Annotated in this window: 10 protein-coding genes and 2 pseudogenes; 10 read left to right on the top strand and 2 right to left on the bottom strand. The window is 62.7% G+C overall.

The genetic code is table 11. The features are described from left to right. Positions 1-65 precede the first annotated feature (65 nt). The 10 genes and pseudogenes from LPZ50_RS14145 to LPZ50_RS25420 all read left to right on the top strand — a co-directional run. Positions 66-638, top strand: a pseudogene (locus tag LPZ50_RS14145) (3-deoxy-D-manno-octulosonic acid transferase); the annotation flags it as partial. Between the two features lie 450 nt (positions 639-1,088). Next, the gene (locus tag LPZ50_RS14140; protein WP_230662111.1) at positions 1,089-2,213 is read left to right on the top strand and encodes a glycosyltransferase; all 1,125 of its coding nucleotides are present in this window, start codon (positions 1,089-1,091) and stop codon (positions 2,211-2,213) included. Next, positions 2,203-2,982, top strand: a complete 780-nt coding sequence (locus tag LPZ50_RS14135; RefSeq protein WP_230662110.1) for a glycosyltransferase family 2 protein — start codon at positions 2,203-2,205, stop codon at positions 2,980-2,982. Before LPZ50_RS14140 ends, LPZ50_RS14135 begins: the two co-directional genes overlap by 11 nt. Positions 2,983-3,012: 30 nt before the next feature. Beyond that, positions 3,013-3,840 carry an ABC transporter permease gene (locus tag LPZ50_RS14130; protein ID WP_230662109.1) on the top strand — a complete coding sequence of 276 codons (828 nt, stop codon included), beginning with the start codon at positions 3,013-3,015 and terminating at the stop codon, positions 3,838-3,840. Continuing rightward, positions 3,830-5,125, top strand: a complete 1,296-nt coding sequence (locus tag LPZ50_RS14125) for an ABC transporter ATP-binding protein (RefSeq protein WP_230662108.1) — start codon at positions 3,830-3,832, stop codon at positions 5,123-5,125. The genes LPZ50_RS14130 and LPZ50_RS14125 overlap by 11 nt, the downstream gene beginning before the upstream one ends. Before the next feature lie 7 nt (positions 5,126-5,132). Further along, positions 5,133-6,587 (top strand): glycosyltransferase, encoded by a 1,455-nt coding sequence (locus LPZ50_RS14120; protein WP_230662107.1) that lies wholly within the window; start codon positions 5,133-5,135, stop codon positions 6,585-6,587. Between the two features lie 109 nt (positions 6,588-6,696). Next, a complete protein-coding gene (locus tag LPZ50_RS14115; protein ID WP_230662106.1) occupies positions 6,697-7,884 on the top strand; it encodes a hypothetical protein in 1,188 nt (395 codons plus the stop codon). Between the two features lie 3 nt (positions 7,885-7,887). Then, the gene (glf, locus tag LPZ50_RS14110; RefSeq protein ID WP_230662105.1) at positions 7,888-9,063 is read left to right on the top strand and encodes a UDP-galactopyranose mutase; all 1,176 of its coding nucleotides are present in this window, start codon (positions 7,888-7,890) and stop codon (positions 9,061-9,063) included. Then, positions 9,063-10,151 (top strand): glycosyltransferase family 2 protein, encoded by a 1,089-nt coding sequence (locus LPZ50_RS14105; RefSeq protein WP_230662104.1) that lies wholly within the window; start codon positions 9,063-9,065, stop codon positions 10,149-10,151. The genes glf and LPZ50_RS14105 overlap by 1 nt, the downstream gene beginning before the upstream one ends. Before the next feature lie 61 nt (positions 10,152-10,212). Beyond that, positions 10,213-11,445: a glycosyltransferase gene (locus tag LPZ50_RS25420; RefSeq protein ID WP_230662103.1), complete on the top strand. Its 1,233-nt coding sequence runs from the start codon at positions 10,213-10,215 to the stop codon at positions 11,443-11,445. 23 nt (positions 11,446-11,468) lie between these two features. Here the strand turns inward: LPZ50_RS25420 and LPZ50_RS14095 are convergent, their stop codons facing one another. After that, complete coding sequence (locus LPZ50_RS14095; RefSeq protein WP_230662102.1) at positions 11,469-11,621, bottom strand: hypothetical protein; 153 nt, start codon at positions 11,619-11,621, stop codon at positions 11,469-11,471. Between the two features lie 10 nt (positions 11,622-11,631). Beyond that, positions 11,632-12,261 (bottom strand): annotated as a pseudogene (locus LPZ50_RS14090) (type III pantothenate kinase); the annotation flags it as partial. Positions 12,262-12,355: the final 94 nt, after the last annotated feature.

The following is a 12,355-nucleotide window of genomic DNA, read 5'->3' as shown; positions in this document are numbered from 1 at the left end:
ATGGCCGCGTTGGAAGCCGTGGCCGGGGAAACCGCATGCCGCCGGGCTACTCCGGATGATATCGCGCGGGTACGCGCAAAGGCGAGGACGAGGGCTTTGCACAGGCCATGCGCGCCCGCGCGGGCGGCGGGCGGCCCGTCTTGTACATGCTGATCCCGCGGCATCCGCAGCGGTTTGACGAAGCCGAGGCGCAGCTGCGCAAGGCTGGCCTGTCATGCGTGCGCCGTTCCGCGCTTGAAGCGCGCGCCGAAGGCCTGCCGCCGGTGGATGGCGATGTCGACGTGCTGCTGGGCGATACCCTGGGCGAGATGGTGTTCTACTACGCCGCCGCCGATGTAGCCATCGTGGCGGGCAGCTTCGCGCCGCTGGGCGGGCAGAACCTGATCGAGGCCTGTGCGGCCGGCGTGCCCGTGGTGGTGGGGCCCCACACCTTCAATTTCAAGCAGGCGGCCCAGGATGCGATCGAGGCCGGCGCGGTATTGCGCGCGGCCGATGTGCAGGCGGCCGTGGATGCGGCGCTGGGCCTGCTGGACGATGCCGAGCGCCGCCAGGCCATGGGGAGGGCGGCGCGGGACTGGGCGGCCACCCATGCGGGGACGACGGATCGCGTGCTGCAGGCCTTGGATAAGTGGCTATAGAGGGACCGCACGCCTGTCACCCTGTAAAGGTAATGCGATAAAATGTGGCTAAATGCAACTTTACCGGCGCGCGCCCAACCCCCATCGGGGTGCGCTCATCCTGCGCGACCGCATACAGCAACCACCTGAACTTAAAAGCAAAATAGGCCGGAATAGCGCCCAGGCCGCTGCCGGCCCGTAGCATCTTCGGACCAATCGAGTATCCGGAAACAGGTACGCATGGCCGCAACCCATACAATCCGCTCAGACTCATCCATACACAGGACGGCAAGCAAGCCTGGACTGCACCCTTTTTGTTGCCCATGTTCCTGATTTCTCTTATTGCTGTGTATTTAGCCGACTTTCGAAACCCCGCTCCACCTCTGCCCAAGGCGCTGGCCGTTGACGCCTGCACCATGGCGGGATGGCGGTGAAAAGCGAAAAGCGGTACAAGGCTTGAGACTGCACGGCATGGTTATCTTCGTTCGTTCGTATATTGCCGACCTGGACGCGCGCCTGGGCAAGTATTTCACTGCCCTGGCCGCGGCCGGCTTGCGGTTCGGCTTCATCGGGTGGAACAAAAGCGGTACGGCCGTGGGGGCACATCCCCACTTTCAGTATTTTCAGCGCCCCGCACGCCTGGGCGGAGGATGGGCTAACGCCATTGCCCTGGCCTTATGGAACCTGTATATCCTGCGGCATCTGGTCCGTATGCGGGCGCAGGTACGGGTGGTGCATGCGGTCGATCTGGATTGCGCCGTGGCTTGCTGGCTGTTCTGCGCTATTTTCCGGCGCAGCCTGGTATTCGACATCTACGACAAGTACACGGCGGTGCGGAATATCGGCGGCTTGCCAGGCCGCATCCTCGATGCACTGGAGCGCCGCATTGCGCTGGCCGCTTCCCTGACATTGCTGGCAAGTGCGGAACGGCTGGCGCAGCATGACATACCGCCCGATTGCGCGAATGTGCTCGTGCTTGAGAATGTGCCCCACGTGAGTCGGCCCGATCCCGTGCCCAGCCAGGCTTGCCCACCGTGGAAACTTGGTTATTTCGGCGTGCTGGAAGCTCGCCACCGGGGCCTGGAAGACTTGCTCGCGGTTTGCATCGAACGTTCCGACGTCGAACTGCACGTTGCCGGATACGGCGCGCTGCAAGACGAGTTTCTTGCTGCGGCGCGCCAACACGAAAACATTGTCTTCCACGGGGCCATGGGCAGCGAGCAAGGGTTGGCGCTGATGGCGCAAACCGATGTGATGGTGGGCTGCTATTACCCGTCAGTGCCCAACCACGCCTATGCATCACCCAACAAATACTATGAGCACCTGATGCTGGGCCGCGCGCTGGTCACCACGCGCGACACGCCGCCCGGCCGCCAGGTGCAGGCGCACGGTACGGGCTGGGCGCTTGCGCCCGGCGCCCCCGCGCTGCGGCAGTGGCTCGATACGCTGACCAGCCAGGCGGTACGACAAGCGGGGCAGCAGGCTTGCGCGCTGTGGCGCCAACGCTATGCCTCATATTTCGAGACCCATTATTGCGGTACGTATGTCGCGCGCATCCGGGCGCTGCATGAACAAGGAGGCGCGCATGCAGCCTGAGTCTCCTGGAGTCTCCATCGTCATGCCGGCCTATAATGCGCGGCGATTCATCGGCGCGGCCATCGAGTCGGTGCTGGCCCAGACCTGTCCCGATTGGGAATTGATCATCGTCGACGATGCGTCGACCGACGATACGGCGGAGGTCGTGCGGGCCTACCAACGGCGCGACGCCCGCATCCGCTATGAGAAAAGCGTACCTAACCAAGGCGTGGCGGCGGCCCGCAACCGTGCCCTGGATCTGGCGCGGGGCCGCTATGTCGCTTTCCTGGACAGCGACGACCTCTGGGAGCCTGCCAAGTTGGCGCAGCAGATGGCGTTCATGGATCAGACCGGCACGGACATTTCCTTTGCGTCGTATCTGCGCATTGACGAGGACGGCCGGGAACGATCCCGCGTGCAGGTACCGGCCAGGGTGAGGTACACCGACATGCTTACCTCTAACCATATCGGCAACCTGACCGGCATTTTCCGCCGGGCCAGGCTGGCCGACTTGCGTTTCGAGCCGGTGCGACATGAGGACTACCTGTTCTGGCTGCATGCCATCGAGCGGGTCGGGCAGGCCCGGGCTACCCCGTCGGATGCGCCGCTGGCCCGCTACCGCACCAGTGCCGGGTCGCTGTCGGGCAATAAACTGCGCGCCGCCGGCTGGCAATGGACCATCTATCGGCACGTGCTGGGCCTGTCGGTGCCTCGCAGCGCCTGCTTGTTCGTCTGCTATGCCGTGAATGCGCTGCGCAAGCGGTTTTCGTGGCGCGGCATGTTTCAATGACTAGTCATATTTACATGGAAGCTCGCGTCTGTGTCTCGGCAATCAAAACATAACCCATCGCTGCGGTACCTGCTGACCAGCCTGGGCAGGCACCGCCAGCTGATCGGCAATCTGATCAAGCGCGAGGTCGTCGGACGCTACCGTGGCTCGGCCCTGGGCCTGCTGTGGTCGTTCTTCAACCCGGTGCTGATGCTGCTGGTCTATACCTTCGTGTTCAGCGTGGTGTTCAAGGCGCGCTGGCCTGGCGGCAGCGAATCCAAGGCAGAGTTCGCCCTGGTATTGTTCGCCGGGCTGATCATTTTCAACCTGTTCGCCGAGTGCATCAACCGGGCACCCTCGTTGATCCTGGGCAATGCGAACTACGTCAAGAAAGTGGTCTTCCCACTGGAAATCCTGCCCTGCGTGTCGCTCGGGTCGGCCTTGTTCCACATGCTGATCAGCCTGGTGGTGTGGCTGATTTTTTACCTATTCCTCTTCGGCGTGCCGCACCTGACAGTGCTGCTGTTCCCATTGGTGGTGCTGCCGCTGGCGATCATGACGCTGGGGCTGAGCTGGTTCCTGGCGGCGCTGGGTGTCTACCTGCGCGACGTCACGCAGTTCATCGGGATTGTCACTACGGTGCTGATGTTCCTGTCGCCCATCTTTTATTCGGCCGAGATCCTGCCGGAACGCTACCGTCCCTTCCTGCATATCAGTCCGTTGACGCTGATCATCGAGCAAGGCCGTAATGTCCTGTTCTGGGGCCGGCCGATTTCCTGGGATACCTGGGCGTTGTACATGATCGCCGCTATCGCCGTCGCCATGCTCGGTTTCGCGTGGTTCCAGAAAACGAGGAAAGGGTTCGCCGATGTCTTGTGAACGCGTAATTTCGGTGGACAAGGTCTCGAAGCGCTTCGAGATGTATGGGCAGCCGCGCGATCGCCTGTTGCAGTTCCTGTCTTTCGGCCGGCGCCAATACTTCAAGGAATTCTGGGCGCTGCGCGACGTGTCCCTGGACGTTTGCAAGGGTGAGACGGTGGGCATCCTCGGTCGCAACGGCAGCGGCAAGAGCACGCTGCTGCAGATCATCGCAGGCACTCTGGCACCCACCACCGGTGACGTGGAGGTGCAGGGCAAGCTGGCGGCGCTGCTCGAACTGGGGTCTGGCTTCAACCCCGACTTCACCGGGCGCGAGAATGTGTACCTGAATGGTTCGGTGCTGGGGTTCTCGAAAGCGCAGATGGACGAACGCTTCGACGAGATCGCGGCGTTCGCCGACATCGGCGAGCACCTGGACCAGCCGGTCAAGACCTACTCAAGCGGCATGTATGTCAGGCTGGCTTTCGCCGTGCAAGCCTGCGTGCAGCCCGATATCCTGATCGTCGACGAAGCGCTGTCGGTGGGTGACGAGAAGTTCCAGCGCAAGTGTTTCGACTATATCGAGAGTTTGCGCGCTGGAGGCTGCGCGATCCTGATCGTGACGCACTCGACTTCGACGGTAGAAAAATTCTGCCAGCGCGCGGCACTGCTGCATCGCGGCGAACTGCATGCGCTGGGTCCGGCCAAGGACGTCATCGACCAATATCACGCGCTGCTGTATTCCGACGAGAAAACCTATCTTCGCTACCTTAATGCCAGCCAGGGCGAGGCGCTGTCGGCCGATGCGCAGGCCGGCGGAGAAACCCTTGCCGGGGATTCCGTTGCGGGCGACCCGAGCGACGAGGACGCGGGCACTCGCGCCCTGATCCGTGGCTGGCAAGTGCGCGACGAACATGGCGAACCCTGCGAGGCGTTCCAGTGCGGGCAGAAGGCTGTCATTGTCATGGATGTCGACGTGTTCGCGCCGATTACAATGCTGCAGGCCGGGCTTCTTATCCGTACCATCGAGGGTGTTTCCGCCTTCGGCACCAGCACCCTTTACCACGACGCCAGCTACCCCGCGCCGCAGCGCGGCGACCGCCTGCGGGTCGAGTTCGAGCTGGATCTGGCCCTCTGCGAGGGTACGTACTTCGCCACGCTGGCCATTGCCGAGGAAGTGACTCAGGCACACATGGAATACCTGGACCGCAAGACCGATGCCATCATCTTGAAGATCACGCAGCGGCCCGTGCGGGGCAGCGGCATCGCCGCACTGCGTTCTTCGGTCAGCGCTGTCAAATTGTGAGTCGCCTATGCCTTCGCTGTTGATCGTCACCGAGAAATTCGATGTGGGCGGCCTGGAAACCTACATCCGAGGCCAAGTGCGGGCCATGACGCGGGCTGGCTGGCGGGTCATGCTTGCCTGCGGCGGCCAGCCGCGGCCCGAACTGCTGCCCGACGACATCGCCGATGCCTGCCGGGGCTTGCCCCTGGGGGGGGCGGCCAACGCCGGACATCTGCTCCATGCCACGCGTACGCTGCGGCAATTCATCCAGGCGCATGGCATCACCCATGTGCATGCCCACCCGTTCACCAGTCTGTTTCCGGCCTTGCTGGCGGCCAAGCTGGAAGGCGTGCCATACATCGCGACATTGCACGGTCCGAGCTCGCTGGATGCCGGCTATGGGCCGTTCAACGATTTCCTGCTGGGCGGCATGGTGCTGGGCCATGCTGACCGGGTCATCGCGGTGTCCGAAGAAGTCGGCCAGTTGGCCGCCCCGTACGTGGGCCCGGACGTGCTGGCCGTGCAACCCAATGCCGTCGATACCGAGGTATTCGAAGCCGGGCCGGCGCCGGTTGAAGCCTCGCGCTGGCTGCTCGTCAGCCGCCTGGACGCCTTTAAAATCGTGGGCATCCGGCAGTTTGCCAAGGAAGCACGCGCCGCCGGGTTGCCAGGCATCGACGTGGCCGGCGACGGGCCCGCGCAGGGCCACTTGCAGGAGCAATTGGCGCAGGACGGACTGGGCGAGTTCGTGCGTTTCCTGGGGGTGCGTACCGACATTGCCGAACTGATGCGCGCCAGTGCCGGGGTGGCTGGCATGGGCCGCGTACTGCTGGAAGGCCTGGCCAGCGGGCGGCCCTGCTGCTTGGTCGGCTACGATGGGGTCAAGGGCATGGTCGACGCGACGTTGTTCGACGCAGCGGCCAGCGCCAATTTTTCCGGCCGCAACCTGCCCAATATCGGTAGCGGCCAATTGCGCGAGCAATTGGCCGGCCTGGCCGGGCACGGCGATCCGGCACCAAGCCGCAAGGTCGTCGCTGCCTACGCGGAAGCGACAGTCTGGCAAGGGTTCGCGGACAGTATTACGCCCCTGCCGGCGCGGCCAGTTCCCGTGCTTACCGCTATGTACGACGTGTTACAGACGGAGGCCGTGCAGGCCGATACCGTACCGTACCTGCATTCCGACGACTTTTGGTATCAGGTGGGCCGGGTGTTGCACGGCGCGCGCCACTATGCGCCCGGTCTTGCCGATGCCTATGCGTTCCATGCGCGGCGCGCGCAGCAACTGGCGGCGCGTCACGAACGCGCTGCAGCGGCGCAGAAGGATACGTCTGCTGCCAACGAGCTGGCGCAATTGCGGCAGGAGTTGACCGGCCTGCGCGAACAGGTTGACGCGTTGCGTCAGATCCTGCACGCGCACCTGGCGGCGCAAGAGGACAAATCGGCCTGGTGGTCGCGCTGGATGAGGAAAGCCCCGCGCGCGTGACTACGCGCGGCCCGGCGTCTGGCACGTACGAGCACGGCAGGCGCTGCGCTCGTGCCCCCATTCCTTTTTTGCATGAGTCGCAGCAAGCAGAAACAGTACCAGCAATGGCATGAACGATATGAAAAAACTCAACGGCTTCGCAGTCTCCTGGTTCTTTGCGCCTTACATCGGTTCGGCCGACCTGGATTTTTTCAAGCGCATCAAAGACACGAACATCTCGTACACGGTCGTGCAGGCCGCGCGCGAGCGCCGCGACAGCCAGGTGTTGAAGTACGCGTCCGCCGATTTCGAGCGTATCGAAGTTGCGGTCGACCACGCCAACCCGCGTACCGAGGCGGCTCGCAAGGCGTTCGTGAAGGCCGCGGTCGAGGCCTTCGAACGTTCCGGCAAGCAATACGATTTCCTCATCTCCCACTCCAACGAGCTGATCAGCCATGCCGCGGCGGCCGAGATCAAGAAGCGTCATCCGGAGTTGCCCTGGATTACCTATTTCGGCGACTTGTTCGTGCGCAATCCGTACGTGACGCCGGGCTTCCCGTTGGCGGCCGAGGATCGCGCCATCGAGCGCAATACGCTGCGCCAGGCCGATCGGGTCATTCTGAATAACGCCTACCAGCGCGATCTGATGTTTACCGACGACTTGGCGCCGCTGGTGGGCAAGGCGGTGGTTATTCCGCATTGTTTCGACCCGCGGATGTATCCGCAAGACGCCGCGCCCCGCAATGAAAAGTTCGTTTTTTCGCACCTGGGCATGCTGTACCACATCAAGCGCACTGCCACACCAGTGTTGCTGGCCGTGGACCGCCTGCTGGAAATCTACCCGGAATACCGTGGTCGTTTCGAGGTTCGGTTCTACGGAGCGTCGGCCAGTGCAGCCGACCTGCAGCAGCATGCCGCGATGCGCAATCCTTCGCACGTGCGTTTCGAAGAGCCGGTGTCCTACGCGGAAAGCCTGCGGCTGATGTGCGAGGCTGACGCGTTGCTGCTGATTGACGGGTTGTTCACGCAGCAGGAAGACGGATTGGACTGCAACCCATTTTTCCCGGGTAAGTTGACCGACTACATGGGCGCGCGCCGTCCCATCGCGTCAGTCACCATGGCCAAGGGGCCGACCGCCGATATCATGGCGCGCACCGGCAACCTGGTGGCCGACGGTCGCACTGACCGCATTGCCTATGTATTGAAACGATACATAGATAAGAAAATCACCCCCGACTATTCTATTTACAACGAGTACACCGTCGACCAGGTCGCGGCGCAGATGGAAAGCGCGATCCGCTCGGTACTGGAGGCTTGAGACATGAGCACATACGACGTCATCATTGTGGGCACCGGTTTTGCCGGTTCGATTCTGGCCGAGCGCCTGGCTTCGCAGCAAGGCCGCCGGGTGCTGCTGATCGAACAGCGCGACCACGTGGCCGGCAACATGTACGACTACCAAGACACGCATGGCGTGCGCGTACATAAATACGGTCCGCATCTGTTCCGCACCAATAGCCCCCGCGTGCTCGAATACATTTCGCAGTTCACCGGTTGGCATCCCTACCAGCACCGCGTGCTGGCCGAAGTGCAGGGCCAACTGGTGCCGGTGCCGTTCAACCTGACTTCGCTCGAGAAGCTGCTGCCGGAACAGGCCGTCGAGCTGAAGACGCTGCTGGTCGGCGAGTTCGGCATGGATGTCAAGGTGCCGGTCTCGGTGCTGCGCAAGCATGCCGACCCGCGTATTCGCGAGTTGGGCGATTTCATCTTCCAGAACATCTACCTGAACTACACCACCAAGCAATGGGGCGACAAGCCCGAAAACCTGGACTTCGAGACTATTACGGCGCGGGTGCCCGTGCACCTGTCGTATGACGACAGGTATTTCCAGGAAAGCCACCAGGCGCTGCCCAAGGATGGCTATACGGCGATGTTCGAGAAAATGCTGGCCAATCCCCTGATCGAGGTGCGCTTGAACACCAAGGCCAGTCAACTGCTGAGCTTGCAGGCCGACACCGGGGCGGTGTTGTTCGAGGGACAACCGTTCGACGGCCTGGTGATCTACACGGGCGCGCTCGACGAATTGTTCGACTACTGCCATGGCGAGCTGCCGTATCGTTCGCTGCGTTTCGATCTGGAGACGCACGAGATGGAGTATTACCAACCGACCGCGACGGTGAATTACCCCAATACCCAGCTCTACACGCGCATTACTGAGTACAAGCACCTGATGGAGGTCAAGCCGGCGAAGACGACCATCATGAAGGAATACCCGCAGGAATACGATCGGCACGTGCCGTCCAAGAGCATTCCCTATTACCCCATTCCAAAGGACAGCAACGCCGATCTGTATGCCAAGTACCTGAAACTGGCTGAATCGTTCCCACGCCTGAAGCTGGTGGGGCGGCTCGCCGAATACCGCTACTACGATATGAACAACATTATCGAGCGGGCGCTGGACGTCTATGAAAAAGAACTTTCGGGCGGATCGAAGTAATGCCAAAGGTAAGCGTAGTTGTACCGGTATACAACCTGGAGTTCTATATCGACCGCTGCCTGGGTTCGCTGGCCCGGCAGACGTGCCAGGATATCGAGGTGCTGGTCGTCAATGATGGCGGTACCGACGACAGCCAGTTGATCATCGACGAGTACGTGGCGCAGTATCCCGCCATGTTCAAGTCGTTCATCAAGCCCAATGGCGGACATGGCGCGGCCTGCAACTACGGTATCGATCGGGCGACGGGCGAATACATCATCATCGTCGACGGCGACGATTTCCTCGACCCGGACGCGATCGAGTTCATGTTCGACAAGGCGCAGGCCACCGGTGCCGACTTGCTGATCGGCAACTTGCGCTATTACTTCACCGGCCGCACGCAATCGTTCAAGCCCGTGCCGTTCGAGGCCGAGCGCGAGCTCTCGCCCGAGGACCGCGATTTGCTGTATCGCAATTGGGCGACGCCGTGCGGCCGCATTTACCATCGTTCGATCTTCGACGATCCCGATGTGCGCCTGTTGCCGGGTATCTTCTTTGCCGATGCCAATTTCGTACCCAAGAGCTATCTGGTGGCCAAGAAAATCTACTACGTCGACAAGGAGTTGTATAACTATGACAACACCCGCCCCACACAGTCGATGCAGCAGACCGACAAGCGCATCCTGAACATCGTCCCGGCACTGCAGGACATGCTGGCCTTTTATCGCAAGAAAGGGCAGTTCGAGACGAAGCGCACGCAGCTCATGTGGTATGTAGGGATGCATTGCGTGGCCTGGATTCGCCGCATCAAGACGCTGGCCGGCTATCCCAGGCTGCGAGCCCTGCGGGAAGTATTCGCGGTCGCCGACGAGAATTTCGGTGATGACTGGCTCAAGACAGGAATCGTCTGGGACACGTTCGGACGCAAGGTGCATCGGGGCGTGAAGTTTGCCCGCATGTTCAATTACTTGCCTATCGCCGCGTTCTGGTGGTTGCTGGGGCCGTGCGGCAAGGTCGACCATGGCATCGAAAGCGTACTGGGTTTCCCGCTGCGCGCCTACCGCGCCGTCAAACGCCGCGTGCAGACTCGCCTGCGTTCGGTGCTTTAGTACTTCGGCGGCCCCCGACGGTGCGTATTCCGACGCAGTGTCGTCTACTCATGGAGTTCGTGTGGACAAAATCAAGAATGCGGGCCGCGCGTTGTGGCGCGGCCTGAAAACCATGCTGGGCACCGGTGCGCAAGCACCCATGGTGCCGCCCGAGCCGGCGCCGCGCACCGCCCGGCAGCAGAACGACATCGATTGGCCGACTTTTCGCGACACGGTGTTGTCGCGGCGCGGCGAGTTCAAGGGTGTCTTCATCCAGAATCGAACCATCGACTGGGATGTGCCGTTATTCCAGCGCCCACAGCACATGTGCACCGCGTTCGGCAAGCTGGGCTACCTGGTGATCTACCGGACCATCAATGGCGAGTTCGACGATGTCATCGGCTTTCGCGATATGGGCCACAACGTCTGGCTGACCTCGAGCCCGGAGATCGACGGTATTGAGGGAGCCCTGCGTTCCATCTATAGCACGGTGGACGCCACGCCTTCTGAAGCGCTAAGCGCGTTCCGCGCCAAGGGCAAGATCATCTACGAATACATCGACCACATCGACGAGGCGGTTTCGGGCGCCGGCCGGCTGCACATGCTGGCTGAAGCGCGCGACCATGCTTTTGCCGGCGGCGTCGACTACATCATCGCCTCGGCGCGCGCGCTGGAGCAAGAGGCGTTGGCCGTGCGGCCGCGCGAGCAGGTCGTCTACGTACCCAACGGGGTCGATTGCGCACATTACCGCCAAGACTGGTCGTCGGTGCAATTGCCAGAAGCCTATAGCGAATTCCTGGCTCGTCACGATAAGATCATTGGCTATTTCGGGGCGTTGGCGCCGTGGCTGTGGTACGACGCTATTGCTGAACTGGTGGCCCGCCGGCCAGACTGCGGCTTCGTCTTCATCGGACCGGACTACTTCGGCGGCTCGCAGCAACTGCCGCAAGCGGACAATTTCATCTGGTTGGGCCCGATTGATTATCGTGTGCTGCCAGCCTACGCACAGCAGTTCGATGTCGCGCTCATTCCTTTTGCGCACAGCGATGTTGCGCGCACTACATCGCCGCTGAAGCTTTTCGAGTATTTCGCCATGGAAGTGCCGGTGGTGGTGACTTCGTCCATGGACGAGTGCCGCGCCTATCCGCAGGTTCTGGTTGCCGAAGACGTTGAGCAGTATTCGGCAGCTATCGACGAAGCCCTGGGCCGCCGTACCGACCCGGAATTCCGGAGCAGCTTGGCACGGTTGGCCGATGCCAATGACTGGACTGTCCGGGCGGCGTCGCTGGAGCACCTGTTCCGCGAGGTCAACTGATTTCCCGGCCAGCCGTTCAGCCCCTACGGCCGGATCTTCACCTTGTCGGCATTCAATTCCTGCTGAAACGCTGCGCTGTCGCGCCCGGCGTCGTCGGGGCGGCTGCCCAGCCAGCCCTGGCCCAGGGCATAGACCCAGATGTTGGCCAGCACGATCAGTACGAAAAGCACACGCATGGCGTCGGGCTCATAGATTTTGCGGATCGGGTTGGGAGGCCAGCAGCGCCAGGCCGTCCAGCACGGGGCGGTCCAGGTAGACGGGAATCGGCGGCCGGCCCGCGGCGGTTGCGGTCTGGGCCAGTAGATTCTGGGTTTCCGCCTGCATCTCGGGCCAGCCGCCGCCCGCCACGTAGATGTCCGCCCGCTGCGCATAGCGCCGGCAGGCGGCCAGCCACTGGCGTGCCACCGCGCCCGCCTGGGCGGCGGCGATGCCCGACGCGATGGCCTGGTGGGTATCTACCGGAAAATCGGTGACCGCGCCGTCGGCCAGCGGCAGATTGGCGGTGCCGCGCGCCAGCGAACTGCGCATCAGCGCCGGCCCGGGGAAGATCAGCCCGCCGATGAAGACGTCGTCGGGGCCTACCGTGTCGATGGTGGTGGCGGTGCCGAACGAGGCCAGCACGAAGGGCGGGTGGGGTTGCGGCAGGCGGCTGCGCACGCCCAGCAGCGCCATCAGGCGGTCGGCGCCCAGCTGGGCGGGCTGGGTATAGCGGTTCTGCAGGCCCAGCAGGTCGGCGCGCGCGTTGATCCAGTGCACCGGGCAGTTTTCGCGGGCCAGGGCGGCGCGCCGCTCGGCCCGGACGAGACCGGCGAGATCTGGGTGCGCGGCTACAACGTGATGCGCGGCTACTTCAACCAGCCGGACGCGACGCGCGAGGCCATCGATGCGGACGGCTGGCTGCATACGGGCG

The organism is Bordetella petrii, from assembly GCF_020991325.1.
Taxonomy (GTDB): domain Bacteria; phylum Pseudomonadota; class Gammaproteobacteria; order Burkholderiales; family Burkholderiaceae_B; genus Bordetella_A; species Bordetella_A petrii_E.
Note: the sequence above shows the minus strand (reverse complement) of the source record. Positions and strands in the feature narration are given on the sequence as shown.